Source organism: Roseateles sp. GW821-FHT09B06, assembly GCF_059418245.1.
Map to the genome: position 1 here is coordinate 98,873 of NZ_JBWKPM010000016.1, position 18,445 is coordinate 117,317.

Sequence of the window (18,445 nt, forward strand, 5' to 3'; positions counted from 1 at the left end):
GCGGCGCCGAGCCCGATGCCGAGCGACCACGCAAGCGCCGGCGGTCCGGCCCTTGGAGCGTCCGGAACCGCGGAATTCGTACTGAGCTGCCCTGGCGGCATCGGGTTGTTGAGCGGAAGAGGGTTAGCGCGCGATGCTAGCCTGCGTCGCGGCGGTGATGGCATTTGCCGCCTCTTCGACCCCTTTGAATTGGGTGCTCCGAAACCCCAGAATAAAAAGGCTCTTTGCGCGTTGATTCGTGATCTCCCGGCCTGGCCTTGATCGCCTCTGCGAGGACCGGGTTAGGCCGGGACGCGGGTGTGCGCAATTGCTCCGTGTCCCCCGGGCCGCAAGCGGCCCTCCTCCTTTACCTGCGCAATTGCGCACACCGGCATCCCGGCTTCTCCACCGCTGGGCCCTCGCGGAGAAAACCAAACGCAAGGCCAAGCAGGAGGACGGGCGGGCCTGATGCGCAGGTCAAGGAGGAGGCCGCGTAGCGGCCGGGGGGGTTGAGCCCGGACGCCGGAAGTCCGGTGGACTTCCGGTGCCTGGCGAAAGGCAGGGCCGGGAGGCCCTGGCACGCAGCAGCAAGTCTGCCCGTCCTCCTGCGCCCAGGCCGTCGTCATTTCAGCATCACCAAACAACACGCAAAGCGCCAATAAAAAAGCCGCCCGGAGGGCGGCTTCTTGTTCCGGCCATGCCGGATCAGACGTGGAAATCGTCCAGCTTGGCGCCGCCGGCGATCGCGGCCTTCAGCCATTTGGGTTGCAGGCCGCGGCCGCTCCAGCTTTCCCCGGTGGCTTGGTTGCGATATTTCACCGCGACCTTGGAGGTTTTGCCGGACTTGGGCGTGCGGGTGCTCAGATCGGCGGGCGTCAGCCCATATTCGGACATCAGGCTCTTGACCTTGGCAATCGCATCCGCGCGCTCACGATCCTTGGTCTGGGCAATTTGCTCGTCAAGCGCGGCCCGCTGGGCCAAAAGGTCTTTGAGAGATGCCATCGTTGCAAGTCCTCACTGGTTTCAGGTTTGGCTCGATGACCGGTCGGGTTAATGGCCGGCCATCTAGAAAAACTCCCTGATGAGGATTATGCGCAGATATCGTTAGGGCCGCAATATTCGCGGCAAGGCCGATTTGCGACGCGCAAGTAATACCGATGCCCGGCCGCCACAAATCGTGACGGCCGGCTTCCTTTCTTTACTTGAAGCCCGCTTTGTCCAGCAGTTGCTGAACCTTGGGCAGATTGGCGCCCACCGCGGATACCGGGATGGTTTCGCTCTTGAACGCCCCCAACGCTTCCAGCGCAGGATTGGGTGCTTTCACGCCCGGCACCGTGGGCCATTCGTTATTCCCGTTGGCGAAATAGATTTGCGCCTCGGGTGAGCTGAGGTACTCCAGGAACTTGATCGCGTTGTCGCGGTGCTTGGCGTGCTTGGCCATCGCGCCGCCGGCGATATTCATGTGCGTGCCCCAGCTTTGCTGATTGGGAAACACCACGCCCAGGCGCTCGACCACGGCGCGGTCTTCCGGCTTGTCGGAACGCATCAGGCGGGCCAGGTAATAGCTGTTGGTCACCGCGATCGCGCATTCGCCGCTGGCAGCCGCCTTGATCTGGTCGGTGTCGCCGCCCTTGGGGGCGCGCGCCATATTGGCCACGACGCCCTTCAGCCAGGCTTCGGTGCGCTCGGCGCCGATGTGCTCGTACATGGCGCCGAACAGCGACAGGTTGTAGGGGTGCGAGCCGCTGCGCAGGCAGACCTTGCCCTTGTTCTTCGGGTCGGCCAGTTCCTCGTAGGTGTCGACGTCGTCCTTCTTGACCGTCAGCTTGTTGTAGACCACCAGGCGGGCACGGGTCGAGAAACCGAACCAATCGGAACCCTGGCCCTTGTCGGTGGCACGCAGATGGGCGGGGATGCGCTGTTCCAGCACGGCGGACTTGACCGGTGCGAACAGGCCGTCGTTCTCGGCCTGCCAGAGGCGGGCGGCATCGACCAGCAGGATCACATCGGCAGGGCTGGAGGCGCCCTCGCTTTTCAGCCGGGCCACGAGGCCGGCGTCGTCGGTGTCCACGCGGTTGATGTGGATGCCGGTGGCCTTGGTGAAGTTGCTGTAGAGCGCTTCATCGGTCTGGTAGTGGCGCGCCGAATAGAGATTCAGCACCTGTTCCTGGGCCAGCGCGGTGCCGGCCAAGCCGGCCAGCAAGCCGCTGGCAATCAGGGTTTTGACGAGACGGGAAATTCGCATGGGGTCTCCAAGCCATCAAGAGGTGGCCCGGAGTTTACCCTCAACAAGAATGATTCTTGTTTGTCTGCACGCAAACCGGCTGGCGCCGGTTTGCCGCCTGCCGCTCAGGCCGCCGGCGGAACATAGCCCGCCGGCTGTTGGTGAAGTCTCACTTGCGCTGCGCGCAAATGATCCTTCCCCGCAGTTCCCTCGTTCGCCGGGGGCTCACTCGGCCGGCGGAACATAGCCCGCCGGCTGCTCGGCGCCGGCGCCGAAGAAAAACTGTTCCATCTGCCTTGCCAGGTATTGGCGGGCGCGCTGGTCGGCCAGGTTCAGGCGGTTTTCATTCACCAGCATGGTCTGGTGTTTCATCCAGGCGGCCCAGGCCTCCTTGGAAACATTCTGGTAGATGCGCTTGCCCAGCTCGCCGGGATAGGGCGCGAAATCCAGGCCTTCGCCTTCCTTCTTCAGATAAACACATTGCACCATGCGTGCCATAGCAAACCTCTTCTCAAACGTTAAGTGACGGGGACGGCCTGGATTCAGGCGAGTTTCTTGACCAGCACCTGCGAGCGCCGGTCCCAGTTGTATTTGCGCTTGCGTTCCTCGGGCAGCCATTCGGGCTCGACCGGCTGGAAGCCGCGCTTGATGAACCAATGCATGGTGCGCGTGGTCAGCACGAAGATGCTGTTCAGCCCCATGGATTTGGCGCGTTGCTCGATGCGCTTGAGGATGCGGTCGCCATCGCCCTGGCCCTGCACCTCGGCCGAGACCGTCAGTGCGGCCATCTCGGCGGTGCGCGCCTCGACATAGGGGTAGAGCGCGGCGCAGCCGAAGATCACGCCGTCATGCTCGATCACGGTATAGGCCTCGATGTCGCGTTCGATCTCGTTGCGATCGCGCTTGACCAGCGTCCCGTCGCGCTCGAAGGGCTCGATCAGGGCCACGATGCCGCCTACATCGTCCGGGCCGGCCTCGCGCAGGCTTTCCAGCTTCTCGTCCACCACCATGGTGCCGATGCCGTCATGGGTGTAGACCTCCTGCAGCAGGGCGCCGTCCACCGCCAGCGGCAGGATATGCGAGCGCTCGACGCCGGCCAGGCAGGCCTTGACGCAGTGCTGCAGATAGAAGGCCACGTCGGTGGGCTGGGTCGGACGGGGCAGGGCCGCCAGCAGGGCCTTGGCGTCGGCCAGGGCCAGTTCGGTGTCGATCGGGCTTTCCGGATCGCCGGGCACCTCGTGCACGCCCGCCACCTCGGTCATGAAGAGCAGCTTGTCGGCCTGCAGCGCGATCGCGGCGCTGGTCGCCACCTCTTCCATGGTCAGGTTGAAGGCCTCGCCGGTGGGCGAGAAGCCGAAGGGCGAGAGCAGCACGATGGCGCCGCTGTCGATCGCGCGCTGGATCGCGGCCGCGTCGACCTTGCGCACCAGGCCGCTGTGCTGGTAGTCGATCCCGTCGACGATGCCCACCGGGCGCGCGGTCAGGAAATTGCCCGAGACCACCCGCACCGTGGCATTGGCCATCGGCGTGTTCGGCAAGCCCTGCGAGAAGGCGGCCTCGATCTCGAAGCGCAGCTGGCCGGCGGCCTCCTGGGCGCAATCCAGCGCCACCGCATCGGTGATGCGCACGCCCTGGTGGAACTTCGGCACCTGGCCCTTGGCCGCCAGCTGCTCGTTGACCTGCGGGCGGAAGCCATGCACCAGCACGATCTTGATGCCCATCGCGTGCAGAATCGACAGATCCTGCACAAAGGCGTTCAGCTTGCCGGCCGCCACCAGCTCGCCCGGCATGCCGACCACGAAGGTCTCGCCGCGGTAGGCATGGATATAGGGCGCCACCGAACGGAACCAGGGCACGAAGGTATGGGGGAAAACAAGGCTCATTGAGGCGCGGGGCAGCGGTTGGGGCAAGGGACAAAGGCCGAAAGCGGGATTGTGCCGCAGCGCTCGCGGATAATCCGCGCCCAGTGAATTCCAAGCCTTCTCCCCAGCCCGGCGCGCCCCGGGCACCGCGCGTGCCGCGCGCTCCAGCGCCAGCCAATCCGCTGCCGCCGATCAGCTTCCCCGAATCGCTGCCGGTTTCCAGCCGGCGCGAGGAGATCGCGCAGGCCATCGCCGAGCATCAGGTCGTGATCGTCTGCGGCGAGACCGGCTCGGGCAAGACCACCCAGCTGCCCAAGATCGCGCTGGCGCTGGGCCGCGGCCGCGCCAACACCGGCCGCCTGATCGGCCACACCCAGCCCCGGCGCATCGCCGCCTCCAGCGTGGCCAAGCGCATCGCCGAGGAGCTGAACACGCCGCTGGGCGAGATCGTCGGCTACAAGGTGCGCTTCCAGGACCGGCTGCAGCCGGGCGCCAGCGTCAAGCTGATGACCGACGGCATCCTGCTGGCCGAGACCCAGACCGACCCGCTGCTCAAGGCCTACGACACGCTGATCATCGACGAGGCCCATGAGCGCAGCCTCAACATCGATTTCCTGCTGGGCTATCTGCGCGAGGTGTTGCCGCGCCGGCCGGACCTGAAGGTGATCGTGACCTCGGCGACGATCGACGCCGACCGCTTCGCCAAGCATTTCGCCTCCGCCAAGGGGCCGGCGCCGGTCTTGATGGTCTCGGGCCGGCTGTTCCCGGTGGAGCAGCGCTACCGCCCGTTCGAGGAGTCGCGCGAGTACGACCTCAACGACGCGATCACCGACGCGGTGGACGAGCTATGGCGCGAGGGCTCGGGCGACGTGCTGGTGTTTCTGCCCGGCGAGCGCGAGATCCGCGAGGCCGCCGAGGCCTTGCGCAAGCACCATCCGCCCGGGGTCGAGGTGCTGCCGCTGTTCGCGCGCCTGTCGCAGCAGGAGCAGGACAAGGTCTTCGAGCCGCACGGCCAGCGCCGCATCGTGCTGGCGACCAACGTCGCCGAGACCTCGCTGACGGTGCCCGGCATCCGCTACGTGATCGACCCGGGCCTGGCGCGGGTCAAGCGCTACAGCTACCGCAACAAGGTCGAGCAGCTGCAGATCGAGGCCATCAGCCAGGCCGCGGCGAACCAGCGCGCCGGCCGCTGCGGCCGGGTGTCGAACGGCATCTGCATCCGGCTCTATGCCGAGAAGGAATTCAACGAGCGCCCGCGCTTCACCGATCCGGAGATCCTGCGCAGCTCGCTGGCCGGCGTGATCCTGCGCATGAAGGCCCTGCATCTGGGCCAGGTGGACGAGTTCCCCTTCATCGAACCGCCGCCGAGGAAGGCGGTGGCCGACGGCTACCAGCTGCTCAACGAGCTGGGCGCGGTTGACGAGCTCAACGAGCTGTCGGCCATGGGCCGCGAGCTCTCCAAGCTGCCGCTGGACCCGAGAGTCGGCCGCATGATCCTGGAGGCTAGAGCGCGCGATGCGCTCAGCGAGGTGCTGATCATCGCCAGCGCCCTGTCCGGTCAGGACGTGCGCGACCGGCCGATGGAGCAGAGCCAAGCCGCCGACGAGAAGCACAAGAAGTTCGACGACGAGAAGTCGGAGTTCATGGGCTATCTGAAGCTGTGGAAATGGCTGGGCGAATCGCGTGGCGGGGAAGGGGAGCACAAGCTCTCGAGCCGCCGCCACGAGCAGCTCTTGCGCGACAACTTCGTCTCGCCGCGCCGCGTGCGCGAATGGCGCGACATCTACTCGCAGCTGCACACCGTCGTCGCCGAGCATGGCTGGCGCCTGAACGGCGCGCCGGCCACCTACGAGCAGGTGCATCTGTCGATGCTCTCGGGCCTCTTGGGCAATATCGGCCTGAAGAGCGACGAGGACGACTGGTACCTGGGCGCGCGCGGCATCAAGTTCTGGCGCCATCCCGGCGCGCACCTGAGCAAGAAACCGGGCCGCTGGATCGTCGCGGCGGAGCTGGTGGACACGACACGCCTGTTCGGCCGCGGCATCGCGAACATCGAGCCGCAATGGCTGCCGGGCATCGCCGGTCACCTGCTGAAGACCCAGCTGGCCGAGCCGCATTGGGAGAAGAAGGCGGCCGAGGTGATCGCGCTGGAGCGCGCGACCCTCTATGGCATCGTGGTCTACAGCAACCGGCGCGTGAACTTCGGCAAGGTCGACCCGGTGGCGGCGCGCGAGATCTTCATCCGCGAGGCGCTCGTCAACGGCGAGTGGGAGACCCGGCTGCCCTTCCTGGCCCACAACCAGAAGCAGATCGCCAAGGTCGAGGAACTGGAGCACAAGTCGCGCCGCCAGGACGTGTTGGTCGACGATGAGCTGATTTTCTCCTTCTACGACCAGCAGCTGCCGGCCGAGGTCTGCTCGGGCCACACGCTGGAGAAGTGGTATCGCGAGGCCAGCCGGGGCAACCCCAAGCTGCTGCACATCAGCCGCGAGGAGCTGATGCGCCACGAGGCGGCCGGCATCACCAGCAATGCCTTCCCCAAGACCCTGCGCCTGGGCGGCGTCGACTGCAGGTGCGACTACCTGCACGAGCCCGGCGATGCGCGCGACGGCCTGAGCGTCACGGTGCCGATCTACGCCTTGAATCAGGTCAGCGACGAGCGCTGCGAATGGCTGGTGCCGGGCATGCTGGAGGCCAAGGTGATGGCCCTCTTGAAGAGCCTGCACCAGAAGCCGCGCGCGCGCCTGGTGCCGCTGCCGGACTTCGTGGCCGAGTTCGTCGAGCTGAACCCCTTCGCCCAGGGCAGCCTGGTCGAGGTGCTCTTGAAGGCCGTCAGGGAGCGCACCCAGCTGGCGATCCAGCGCAACGACTTCAAGCTCGAGCAACTGCCCGCCCATCTGTTCATGAACTACCGCGTGGTGGACGAGCATGGCCGCCAGCTGGGCCAGGGCCGCAGCCTGGCGGCGCTGAAGGCCGAGCTGGGCGGGCAGGCGCGCTCCGCCTTCCAGGCGCTGGCGGCGCTGAAGCTGCCTACGGCGGCGGCCGCGCCGGCGCCCGAGTTGCCGCCGGTTGCGAAGGGCGGCATCCGCGCCGAGATCGTCAAGAAACCCGAGCAGAGCAAGCCGGCCCACGACGGCGCCGCGCGCTACACGGCCTGGACCTTCGGCGAGTTGCCCGAGCTGATGGAGGTGAGGAAGGGCGCGCAGAGCCTGATCGGCTTCCCGGCCCTGATCGACAAGGGCGCGCATGTCGAGATCGAGGTCTTCGACGAGCCCGAGGTCGCGGCCGCCAAGCACCGCCTGGGCCTGCGCCGCCTGGTCGCGCTGCAGCTGAAGGAGCCGCTGAAGTACCTGGAGAAGAACATCCCGGACCTGCAGCCGATGTCGGTGGCGTTTATGAGCCTGGGCACGGCCGAGGAGCTGCGCGACCAGATCATCGGCGTCGCGGTGGACCGGGCCTTCCTGGTCGAGCCGCTGCCGACCCACGAGTTCGAGTTCAAGACCCGCATCGAGGAGGGCCGCGCGCGCCTGAACCTGATCGCACAGGAGGTGGCGCGCCTCGCCTACCAGATCCTCCTGGATTTCCAGGCCGCGAGCCGCAAGCTCAAGGACAGCCGAGCGCCCAAGGAGGTGGCCGAGGACATCGCGGCGCAGCTGCAGCGCCTGGTGCCCAAACACTTCGTCACCGCCACGCCCTGGTCGCAGGCCCAGCATCTGCCGCGTTATCTGAAGGCCATCACCGCGCGGCTGGACAAGCTGCGCGCCGATGCCGCGCGCGACGCCAAGCTGATGGCCGAGCTCAGGCCGCTGGAGCAGCGCTTCCTGCGCCGTCTGGCCGAGCTCAAGGGCGCACAGGATGCGCGGCTGAACGACTTCCGCTGGCAGCTCGAGGAGCTGCGCGTCAGCCTGTTTGCCCAGGAGTTGCGCACGCCCCAGCCGGTGAGCGTGAAAAGATTGGAAAAAGTCTGGGCCCAATTGAGCGCCTGAAGGGTTTGCCCCGGGATTCGTGGCTTGTTTGCCGCATCGCCGGGCGCACAATCTGTGTCAAATAGCAACATCAAACCTTGGTCAACCCCACCCACGCGCACCCTGTGCCGAATGCCGACCTCACCGCCGGCCAGCTTGCCGCTGGCCCCCAAGCCACCGCGCCGGGGGCGGCGGTGCTGCGCCGTTTCGGGCGCTTCGAAATCCGTGGCCTGCTGAACAAGAGCTCGCGCAGCATGCTCTGGCTGGTGTTCGACACCCGCAGCCAGCAGGAGCAGTTGCTGTGCCTGCCGCGCCAGGCGCCCAACAGCCCCGAGGCCCTGGCCCGCTGGCTCAAGACGGCCCAGGCCGGCACCCGCATCCAGCATCCCAATCTGGCCCATGCGATCGAGGTCGGCCAGGTCGAGCATTGGCCCTACGTGGCCTACGACCGGGCACTCGGCGAAACCCTGGACGAGCGCCTGGCCCGCCAGGGGCCGGTGCTGCCCCTGGAGGCTGCCGACTGGGCCTGCCGGTATCTCGACGGCCTGGCCTTCGCCCATGAGGCCGGCCATGCGCACCGCGACGTGCAGGCCGCCACCCTGGTGGTGGATGCGGCCGGCCATGTGCGCGTGCTGGGCCTGGAGGTGGCGCAGGATGTGCTGCCGGCAAACGCCGACTTCAACACCGTGACGCGCCGCGCTGTGCGCGATGCCGCCGAGGAGGACCTGCTCTGCGTGGGGCTGCTGCTGCAGCGCATGCTCAGCCACCGCCAGGTGCTGGACGAGACCGACCTGCACCTGGTGGTGCAGCGCATGCCGCCGCTGGGCCACGAGATACTGCGCCTGTCCTTCGAGACCCCGCATCCGATCGCCGAGCCGCTGCGCGCCATCGTCAATCGCGCCACCGCGGCGCAGCCGCGCCAGCGCTACCACAGCGCCCGCAGCTTCCTGCGCGCGCTGGAAGGCTGGCGCGGTGCCGCCAGCGAGCAGGGCGGAGCGATCGCCCAGCTGATGGACCGGCTGCAGCGCGTCGGCCATCTGCCGATCGCCTCGCTGCGCCTGCAGCGCATCGGCCAGTCCTCGGCCATGGAGGCCCAGCATGCCAGCGAGCTGTCCGGCCTGGTGCTGCAGGACATGGCGCTCAGCCTGGAGCTGCTGCGCCGCGTCAACAACGCGCTGAAGACGCAGGGCCAGGCGGTCGGCGGCGGCGCAATCCTGAACATGCAGCGCGCCATCGCAATGCTGGGCCTGAACGGCGTGCAGCAGGCCGCACGCTCGCTCAAGCCCTGGCCGGGCCCGCTGGACGAGACCAACGCCGCGCGGCTGCAAAGCCTGATGCGGCGCGTGCAGCGCGCCGGCCAGGTGGCCCAGGCGCTGCGCCCGGCCGGCTACGACGCCGAGGTGGTCTACCTGATCACGGTGATGCAGAACCTCGGCCGTCTGCTGCTTCAGTACCACTTTCCCGAGGACGCCCAGCAGGTCCGCCAGCTGATGCAAGCGCCCGAACCCAGCACCGACCAGCCCCATCCGGCCGGCCTGAGCGAGCAGGCCGCGGCCTACGCCGTGCTGGGTTGCGACCTGGATGCGATGGGTGCGGCGGTGGCGCGCTACTGGAGCCTGGGCGACGAGCTCCTGCACATGATTCACCGCCAGCGCCCGGATGCCGCGGTGCGCGGCGGTCCCGGCAGCAGCGATGCCGAACTGCTGCGCCTGAGCTGCAGCCTGGCCAACGAGATCATCGACGCGCTGGATCTGCCCGAGCAGCGCCGCCAGGCCGGCGTCGAACAGGCCACGCGGCGCTATGCGCGCGCCCTGGGCCTGGGCCTGCGCGAAGTGTTGCAGGCGCTGAACCCCGCCGCGGCCCAGGCCGACGAGGAACAGCCGCCCGCCTTCGAGCAATCCCAGCCCTCGCCGCTGCGGGCCAGGCTGCGCACCCGCGCCGATGTCGAGGGCGCGGAGGACGCACCACCCGCCGACCAGGCCCCCTGAGGGAGGCGGCCCGGCCGCTTCTCCCCCCCTCACACCCACAACACCCTGCAAAGTCCCGCAAAGCCCTCCGCCATGCCTGCCCCCACGCCTCCCGCACCGCCGCTGCCACCCGCGCTGGGGCGTTTCCGCCCCTTGCGCCGCCTGGGGCAGGGCGGCCAAGCCACGGTCTGGCTGGCGCATGACCCGCGGCTTGACCGGGAGGTGGCGCTGAAGGTGCTGACCTCCGGCGCCGCGGCCGCCCATGTCGAGGACTGGCTGCTGGAGGGGCGGGCCGTCAGCCGCCTGACCCACCCGAACATCGTGCCGGTGTTCGAGGCCGATATGCAGGGCGGCCAGGCCTATCTGGTGTTCGAGTACGTGGACGGTCCGACGCTGGCCGAGCGCCTGCGCAGCGGTGGTCGGCCGCCACCGCGCCAGGCGGTCGAGCTGATGCTGGGCGTGCTGGACGGCCTGGCGGCCGCGCATGCCGCCGGCATCGTGCACCGCGACCTGAAGCCGTCCAACATCCTGCTCGATGCGCGCGGCCGGCCGCGCGTGATGGACTTCGGCATCGCGGCGCGCCTGGGCAAGTCGGACGGCCCGCAGGGCATCGTCGGCACGCCCGGCTATATCTCGCCCGAGGCCGCGCGCGGCGCGGTACCCAGCCCGGCCATGGACGTGTTCGCGGCGGCGGTGATGCTGGCGGAGCTGCTGTCCGGGCAACGCTTGAATGCCGACCCCGACCCCTGGCGCGCGGTGCGCCGCGTCGCCGAGCAGGACCTGTTCTTGCCCGCGGGCCTGGACGCCGCGGTGGACGACGCGCTGCGCGCCATCGTGCAGCGCGGCCTGGCGCGCGATCCGGCCCAGCGCTGGCCCACGGCCAAGGCCCTGCACGACGCGCTGCACGAATGGCTGCATCCGGCCGCGGCGCCGGGCGATGCCGGCAAGTCGAGCGACACCGCCGCGCTGGAATTCCTGCTGCGGCGCATGCGCCACAAGAGCGACTTCCCGGCCATGTCGGAGTCGATGAGCCGCATCCAGCGTCTGACGCAGTCCGAGCACGAGAGCATCAACAGCCTCTCCAGCGAGATCCTCAAGGACGTGGCTCTGACGCACAAGCTGCTGCGTCTGGTGAACACCGCGCAGTTCAGCCATGCCGGCGGCGGCACCATCTCCACGGTGTCGCGCGCGGCGGCCCTGATCGGCTTTGCCGGCATTCGCAACCTGGCGCTGTCGCTGATCCTGCTGGAGCGCATGGAGAACAAGGCCCATGCCCAGCTGCTGCGCGAGGAATTCCTGCGCTCGCTGATGGCGGCCTCGCTGGCGCGCGAGCTGAGCCCGACGCAGCGCGACAACGAGGAGAACTTCCTCGCCGCGATGCTGCAGAACCTGGGGCGGCTGCTGACCGAGTTCTACTTCCCCGAGGAAGCCCAGCAGGTGCGCCGCATCATGCGCCCCGAGCGCCGCACCGGCGAGCAGGCCGCGCCGCCGCTCGGCGAGGCCATGGCCTCGGCCCAGGTGCTGGGCCTGAGCTACGAGCAACTGGGCATGGGCGTGGCGCGGCAATGGGGGCTGCCCGAAGGCCTGCAGCGCGCCATGCGCCGCCCCGACGGCGAGCCGCCGATACGTCTGCTGGATCAGCCGGGCGAGCGTCAGCGCTGGCTGGCGAGGGCCGCCAACGAGATCGCCGATACCATTCTGAATACCGAACCCGAGCAGACCCATGCCCGGCTGAAGGTGCTGGCCCAGCGCTACACGCGCGCGCTGGGCGTGCCCATCGAGGCCTTCGACGCGGCGGCCGACCAGGCACGCCAGCGCCTGGCCCAGCTGGCGCAGGCCATGGATATCCGGCCCTCCGCCAATTCGCCGGCCCAGCGCCTGCTGGCGCCGCTGCGGCCGACCCCGCACGACAGCCTGTCGCCGCACGAGTTGCAGGCCACGATCGCCAGTGCGGCGGATGCCGGCCTGACGCGCGACCGCGCCGCCGAGACGCTGGCCGCCGGCATCCAGGACATCACCAATGCCATGGTCGAGAGCTTCAAGCTCAACGAGGTGCTGCGCATGATCCTGGAGACCATCTATCGCGGCCTGGGCTTCCGGCGCGTGGTGTTCTGCCTGCGCGACCCGAAGACCGAGGCGCTGACCGGGCGCTTTGGCCTGGGCGAGGGCGTCGAGGCCGTGGTGCCGCTGTTCCGCGTGCCCTTGCGCGTGGTGCCGGGGCAGCCGGCCGACCTGTTCGCCGCGGTCTGCGCCAAGGGCGTGGACACCCTGATCGAGGATGCCGCCCAGCCCAGCATCGCCGAGCGCCTGCCGGCCTGGTTCCGGGGCGCGCCGCGCGCCGCCAGCTTCCTGATCCTGCCGCTGAGCCTGCGCGGTGCGCCCTTCGCGATGATCTATGCCGACCGCGCGGATGCCGGCGGCATCAACCTGGGCGAGCGCGAACTGTCCTTGCTGCGCACCCTGCGCAACCAGGCCGTGATGGCCTTCAAGCAGACGGGCTGAGCGCGGCGGCGCCCGTTACCGGCCGATTGCCGGCCGGTTAACGGCCGCGATAGTGGCGCGGCGGGCCCCAATGCCCGCCGACCCAGGTGCGGCGGCCCGAGTGCCAGGTCCAGAAGCCGTCGATCCAGACATAGCCGGCCACCGGCGGCCCGCCGTAATAGCCCTCATCGGACGCATAAGAGCCGTAGCCATGCCGGGCCGGCACGACCACGCAGCCCGAGAGGCTCAGTGCCAGCACGGCCGTCAGGGTCGGCAGGGCAAGACGAGTGATGCGCATGGGGAACCTCCTGAGCGGATGACGCTGCTCCTTCTTCTGCAACGCCGCTTGCGGCCCGGAGGATGACCTATGCGCCCGGCCATTACCGAAGCGCAACAGTGCAACAGTTGTTGCAGGGATGGGGCTGGGTGCCCGCAGCCGCTCGCCCTGTCCGGCCGGAGGCGGCACTCCGTAGTTCAGGGGCAACCTCTGGCACGGAGTACCGCCCCGCGGCGGTTCACGCGCTGGTGCGTCGCCTGCGCAATACGGCCATCGCGGCGAATGCCGCGCCCGCCAGCGCAATCGTTCCCGGCTCCGGCACCGATGCTCCAGTGACGGGCTCGACGGACAGGGTCAAGGTGTAGTCGTACACGAAGGACGTGTCGTACGGAGAACTACCACTGCCAAATCCGAGCCACAGCTGGCGCGGATTTGCGGAGGCCCCCAAGGGCGTGAAGCCAGCGGCATCGAAGAGGTGGGCCGTGTCGTTGGGGCTGTTCGTCGCATTCAGGATCTCGTAGATCGCGGTCGTGAAATCGCTGGGGTCGGACATCAGATAGTGGGCGGCAGCGATGGATGTGCCGCCTCGCGTGGCGGAGAAGTGGTACTGGACCCGGATGTCCACGATCCGATGACCGCTGTCGACCGTGAACAAGAAGGCATCGGTGTCCATCACCAACTGGATTCCTGCTGTACTAAAGGGCGGCACATAGCCTGACCAACTGCCTTTCACGATCGAAGCGCCAGCGCCCAGGGCGAGGATCGGCGGTGCGCCGCCCGCGGTCAGATAGGTTGGCAGATCGCCGTCCACGGCCTCGTCATAGAGTAACGTGACGGCGGCCTGGCTGGTGCCGATGGCAGCCCCGGCGAGCAAGCCGAGCATGGCCTTGCCGATGGATGTGCTCATGGGTGACTCCGCGGTTCGTTGGCATGGCGCGATGGGGTGCATCCCCATTCGCGCGGAGCGGAGTCTCGTGGCCGGCACCCATCGGGACATCATTGATTTGCACTAGCCGCCCCCTCATTCCCGGGGGGCTCAAAGCCCGCTCAGGCCGGCCAGCGCCGCCGCCAGCTCGGCCTGCCGCCGCACGCCGACTTTTTCAAACACGGTGGCCAATTGCGCGCGGACGGTATGCACCGACGTGCCGTGGCACTCGGCGATCTGCACCGGGCTCAGGCCTGCCGCGACGCTGCAAGCCACTTGGCCCTCGGCCGGTGTGAGCGAATAGGCGATGGAGACGAGCAGGGGGTCGGGTGCACGACGCCGCGTGAGGTCATGCAACAGCACCATCGCGATGCGTTCGGGACCGAATGCACCCATGGTTTCGTGCGGTTGCAGCGCCGACAGCATCAGCAGCACCCCTCCTGGTGACTGGCCGGCGCGCACCACGATTCGTCGTGGCTGCATGGCGTCTGGCGGCCTGCCCCCTTCGCCGAGGCCGAGCCTGTCAATGGCCTGCAGCATGTCCGCCTGCGCCGCGGCTGTTGCGCATACCAGCCGGCCCTCGCGCTCCCTCACGTTGCCGCCGCGCGCCAGCTGATCGACGGCGGCAGCGTTGCGATGGTGAATCCGAAGCCTGCCATCAACGAGGACGACGGGCTGCGACAGCCGCGAGACGATGGCCTCACCCGCCAGGGCCTGCTGGCGCGTGCGCCGATGCCGTCGCCATATTTCAATCGCGTGCTGCGCGTGGAAGCCCAGCCTGTGCATGGCCATCAGGTCGTCGCCAGCCAGCGGACCTTCTGCGCGGCCTCGATGGACGCCCATCACGACCAGAATTTCTTCGTCCTGGTACAGCTTGGCGCCACTCGAGTAGCGCCCCCCGAACGGAATGATCAGTTCCTGGTAGAGCGGATGACGCGCGACGAAATCTTCGTCGAAGTGCTCCTGGCAGTGCCACCATTCACCCAGCGCCATGCGGTCCAGCATCGGCGTCCTGGGGTCGATGCGGTGATAGTCGCTGACGTAGTGCAACAAGGCCTCCGCCGGAAAGCCGGCATCGTGGCTGAAGGCCAGCGCACCATCCGCCCGGCGCAGGCCGAGGAGTTGCACGCCCCAGCAGCGCAGGCGCTCCACCATCTGCGACAGCGGCCGGGTCCACGGCGAAACACCGGCGGCTGCACGGTACAGATCCGCGATCATCGGATCGATCTGGTCTTCGAGACTGGCCATGCACCCCTCCCTTATCCGCAGCCAACGGATTCTGAGCGATGCCCGAGCCGCTGTGTATCGGCTCTTTTATGGCGGAGACCTTGTACGTCGGGAAGACGGATGCGGAAGCGGGCCTGCGCGGCCGAGTGCCCGCGCTAGGTCACCTGCTTGGCTGCTTCTTCCTTGAATCCGGGGTAATCCTCGGAGTGCTCATGGACCCGGATCGAGGCGCTGAAGGTCTGCCCTTGGGGGCCTTGATGCCCCAGTGCCAAAGGCCTGATCCTGTGCGCTGGTGAACCCCGGGCTCTCTTCGTTTCGCTCACTCTCTTCATGAGCGAACCCCGAAAGTACACATCGAAAGTACACAGTCATATGCCTGGAACCCGCATAAACGCTGGGAACCCGCATAAATACTGGAGAAAGGAGGAGTGGGGTTGACGAGCCTTACCCCCGGCACTGGTCACAACGGTTAGGGCTGCTTGGTTCCCCACCTGACCCGGTTGGCCGCGCTTCCATGCGAGGAGGCCCGTCAGCGCGCATTGTAAGCGATGCGCGACGCCGCTCCGGGAAATGGGTTCACAGGCCCAGCAAAGGGAGGCGCGTGATCGACACGGCCATCGCATAGGCCAGCATCAGCAGCGCGGCGAAGAACATCGGCAGGCTGAACTGGGCGTCGCGCATCGACCAGTGGGCGCACAGGCCGTAGCCGGCGACCGCCAGCAGCTTGGCCAGCAGCCAGTCGTCGCGCAAGGGATCGAAGTGCAGCAGCACCCACAGGCTCAGGCCGCTGATGGTGAGCAGGGTGTTGGTCGCGAAGGCGATCAGGCCGCCGCGGGTGTCGGTGGCCCAGCCGGTGGCGCCCAGCTGGAAGGCCAGGCCGCGCACGGCAAAGAGCAGCACGCTGCACCAGGCCAGGATGCGGTGCAGCCCCAGCATCTGCGTGTAAAACCAGTCCACTGCGTCGTCTCCTCCCTCCACGCTGGGCCGAGCTTCGGCAGTGAGCCGGGGGCTGTCAAGCCCGGCCTTGAGTGGTCGGGCTCAGCGCAGCTGCAGGTCGTCGTCGCTGAAGCGGATGTTCAGCGGCTCGATCAGCAGCTGCTTGGGGCCGTCTTCCAGCACGCCGGCCACCCAGGCCTCGATGCCGCAGGCCTTGGCCACCTCGACCGTGCGCTGCGCGTCGGCGGCCGGCACGAAGATGGCAAAACCTGCCCCCATGTTCAGGGTGGAATAGGCCTCGCGGTCGTCCTGCTTGGCGTGCTCCTGCATGAACTTCAGCACCGGCGTCACCGGCGGCACCTGGTGGATACGGTAGGTGAACCGGCCCGGATGGCGCAGCAGCTTGCGCCAGCCGTGGCCGGTGATGTTGGCGCAGTAATGCGGCGTGATGCCGGCCTTGTACAGCGCCTCGGTCACCGGCGAGTACAGCACGGTGGGGGCCAGCAGGGCCTCGCCGTACGTCAGACCCGGTTCGATCTCGGTCAGGTAGCCCTTGGGCAGGCGCTCGACCAGCTTGCGCGCCAGCGACAGGCCGTTGGCATGGATGCCGCTGGAGGCCAGCAGCACGATGGCGTCGCCCGGGCCCAGCTTGTCGCCCACCGACAGGCGGGTCTTCGGGTTGATCAGGCCGGTGCAGGAGGCGGCCAGGTCGATGCGGCCTGCTTCCACGATGCCTGCCAGCGCCGGCGTCTCGCCGCCGCCCCAGGCCACCTGGCAGGTGTCGCAGGCCTTCTTCCAGCCCTCGACCAGCGCCTGCGCGCGCAGCTTGTCGCCGAACCAGTCCGAGCCGCCGGCGGCCCAGTAGGCCTGCACCACCAGGGGCGTCGCGCCGACGGTGATCAGGTCGTTGATCGCCATCGCGATCGTGTCCTGGGCGATGCCGGCATAGAAGCTTTTGCCGGTCAGCTGGCTCATCTCGTCGGCCACCAGGGTCTTGGTGCCCAGGCATTCGACGATCGAGGCCAGGTAGAAAGGACCCACGTCCACCACATAGGCCGACTCGCCGCGCGAGGCCGGCACCTCGCTGAAGCCATGGCCGACCAGATGGGCGCCGGTGGCGGCGGCCGCGCGCTGCGCGGCGATCTTCAGCGGGTCGATCAGATCGTAGTTGACACCGGCTTGCTCGTAGCTGAGGGTGTCCGGGGAGGAGGGGGCATGCGTGCTCATCCCGCAATTATCGTTCACCCGGTATTGGCCTTTGCGCCCGCCGCCGGGCCGCCCCAAGGCGGGCGCCGCTGGGATGCGTGGGCGGTCGACCCACCCACGCGTTCCGTCCCCTCGGGGACCGCCCGGCCCCCGGCCCCAGTCGGGGACCTGGGCGAGGGGCACATAGAATGCGCGGCTATGAGCTACCAGGTCCTCGCACGCAAGTACCGTCCCCACAGTTTCGAAGAGCTGCGGGGCCAAGAGCATGTGGTGCAGGCCCTTGCCAATGCGCTGACGCAGCAGCGGCTGCACCATGCCTATCTGTTCACCGGCACGCGCGGCGTCGGCAAGACCACGGTGTCGCGCATCCTGGCCAAGAGCCTGAACTGCACCGGGCCGGACGGGCAGGGCACGATCACGGCCCAGCCCTGCGGCGTCTGCGAGGCCTGCCGCGACATCGATGCCGGCCGTTTCGTCGACTATGTGGAGCTGGACGCGGCCTCGAACCGCGGCGTCGAGGAGATCTCGCAGTTGCTGGACCAGGCGGTCTACAAGCCGGTGGTGGGACGCTTCAAGGTCTACATGATCGACGAGGTGCACATGCTCTCGAACACGGCCTTCAACGCGATGCTGAAGACCCTGGAGGAACCTCCCGAGTACCTGAAGTTCGTGCTGGCCACGACCGACCCGCAGAAGGTGCCGGTCACCGTGCTGTCGCGCTGCCTGCAGTTCAATCTGCGGCCGATGGCGCCGCAGACCGTGCTGACGCATCTGGCCGCGGTGCTGCAGGCCGAGAGCGTGCCGGCCGAGCCGGGCGCGCTGCGTCTCTTGGCGCGCGCCGCACGCGGCTCGATGCGCGATGCGCTGTCGCTGACCGATCAGGCCATCGCCTTCGGCGCCGGCCAACTGTCGGAACCCGGCGTGCGCCAGATGCTGGGCACGGTGGACCGCGGCCATGTCACCGCCATCCTCGACGCGCTGGCCGCGGCCGATGGCCCGGCGCTCGTCGCGCAGGCCGAGGCGCTGCGGGGCCTCGGCCTGTCGCCGGCCGGCACCCTGGAAGACCTGGCCGGCCTGCTGCAGCAGATGGCCGTGGCCCAGGCCGCGCCCAAGGCGCTGGACGAGCAGGACCCTGATACCGCCGAGGCCCGGCGCCTGGCCGCGCTGCTGCCGGCCGACGAGATCCAGCTGATGTACAGCATGGCCCTGCATGGCCGCCAGGAACTGGCGCTGGCGCCGGACGACTATGCGGGCCTGACCATGGTGCTGCTGCGCATGCTGGCTTTTCGCCCGAGCGGCGCGCCGGTGACTCAGGTGCGCCGGCCCGAGGCCGCGCCGGCCGCTGCCGCTCCTGCGGCCCCGGCGCCAGCGCCGGCCGTGGCCAGCGCGCCGCTGC

The 18,445-nt window shown here is 68.4% G+C and carries 13 protein-coding genes and 1 other RNA gene; 4 read left to right on the forward strand and 10 right to left on the reverse strand.

What is annotated here, in order from left to right; all coding sequences use genetic code 11:
- Window positions 1–684: 684 nt before the first annotated feature.
- From AC07OQ_RS15200 to argA, 4 genes are all read right to left on the reverse strand, one after another.
- Window positions 685–960 (reverse strand): H-NS histone family protein, encoded by a 276-nt coding sequence (locus AC07OQ_RS15200; RefSeq protein ID WP_495053974.1) that lies wholly within the window; start codon window positions 958–960, stop codon window positions 685–687.
- 217 nt (window positions 961–1,177) lie between these two features.
- Complete coding sequence (locus AC07OQ_RS15205) at window positions 1,178–2,224, reverse strand: Fe(3+) ABC transporter substrate-binding protein (RefSeq protein ID WP_495053975.1); 1,047 nt, start codon at window positions 2,222–2,224, stop codon at window positions 1,178–1,180.
- A 204-nt stretch (window positions 2,225–2,428) separates the two neighbouring features.
- Window positions 2,429–2,701, reverse strand: a complete 273-nt coding sequence (locus tag AC07OQ_RS15210; protein ID WP_495053976.1) for an oxidative damage protection protein — start codon at window positions 2,699–2,701, stop codon at window positions 2,429–2,431.
- A 44-nt stretch (window positions 2,702–2,745) separates the two neighbouring features.
- Window positions 2,746–4,086 carry an amino-acid N-acetyltransferase gene (gene argA / locus AC07OQ_RS15215; RefSeq protein WP_495053977.1) on the reverse strand — a complete coding sequence of 447 codons (1,341 nt, stop codon included), beginning with the start codon at window positions 4,084–4,086 and terminating at the stop codon, window positions 2,746–2,748.
- A gap of 131 nt (window positions 4,087–4,217) precedes the next feature.
- On the opposite strand from argA, the gene hrpA reads away from it, so the two are divergent.
- From hrpA to AC07OQ_RS15230, 3 genes are all read left to right on the forward strand, one after another.
- Window positions 4,218–8,051: an ATP-dependent RNA helicase HrpA gene (hrpA, locus tag AC07OQ_RS15220; protein ID WP_495053987.1), complete on the forward strand. Its 3,834-nt coding sequence runs from the start codon at window positions 4,218–4,220 to the stop codon at window positions 8,049–8,051.
- Window positions 8,052–8,128: 77 nt separating this feature from the next.
- On the forward strand, window positions 8,129–10,018 hold the full coding sequence (locus AC07OQ_RS15225) for a serine/threonine protein kinase (protein ID WP_495053978.1): 1,890 nt from the start codon (window positions 8,129–8,131) through the stop codon (window positions 10,016–10,018).
- Window positions 10,019–10,090: 72 nt separating this feature from the next.
- Window positions 10,091–12,499, forward strand: coding sequence for a protein kinase domain-containing protein (locus AC07OQ_RS15230; protein WP_495053979.1), 2,409 nt, complete (start codon window positions 10,091–10,093; stop codon window positions 12,497–12,499).
- 37 nt (window positions 12,500–12,536) lie between these two features.
- Here AC07OQ_RS15230 and AC07OQ_RS15235 read toward each other — a convergent pair whose 3' ends face one another.
- From AC07OQ_RS15235 to AC07OQ_RS15260, 6 genes are all read right to left on the reverse strand, one after another.
- The gene (locus AC07OQ_RS15235; protein WP_495053980.1) at window positions 12,537–12,776 is read right to left on the reverse strand and encodes a hypothetical protein; all 240 of its coding nucleotides are present in this window, start codon (window positions 12,774–12,776) and stop codon (window positions 12,537–12,539) included.
- 217 nt (window positions 12,777–12,993) lie between these two features.
- Entirely contained in the window at window positions 12,994–13,662 is a 669-nt protein-coding gene (locus AC07OQ_RS15240) for a PEP-CTERM sorting domain-containing protein (protein ID WP_495053981.1), read from the reverse strand.
- 129 nt (window positions 13,663–13,791) lie between these two features.
- Window positions 13,792–14,928, reverse strand: coding sequence for a helix-turn-helix transcriptional regulator (locus tag AC07OQ_RS15245; RefSeq protein ID WP_495053982.1), 1,137 nt, complete (start codon window positions 14,926–14,928; stop codon window positions 13,792–13,794).
- 412 nt (window positions 14,929–15,340) lie between these two features.
- An RNA gene (ffs, locus tag AC07OQ_RS15250) (signal recognition particle sRNA small type) lies at window positions 15,341–15,438 on the reverse strand.
- A 45-nt stretch (window positions 15,439–15,483) separates the two neighbouring features.
- Window positions 15,484–15,864, reverse strand: a complete 381-nt coding sequence (locus tag AC07OQ_RS15255; protein WP_495053983.1) for a SirB2 family protein — start codon at window positions 15,862–15,864, stop codon at window positions 15,484–15,486.
- 81 nt (window positions 15,865–15,945) lie between these two features.
- Complete coding sequence (locus AC07OQ_RS15260; RefSeq protein ID WP_495053984.1) at window positions 15,946–17,070, reverse strand: AIR synthase related protein; 1,125 nt, start codon at window positions 17,068–17,070, stop codon at window positions 15,946–15,948.
- 177 nt (window positions 17,071–17,247) lie between these two features.
- Between AC07OQ_RS15260 and dnaX the strand changes: the two genes are divergently transcribed.
- On the forward strand, window positions 17,248–18,445 hold a 1,198-nt coding region (gene dnaX / locus AC07OQ_RS15265; protein WP_495053985.1), incomplete at its 3' end, for a DNA polymerase III subunit gamma/tau.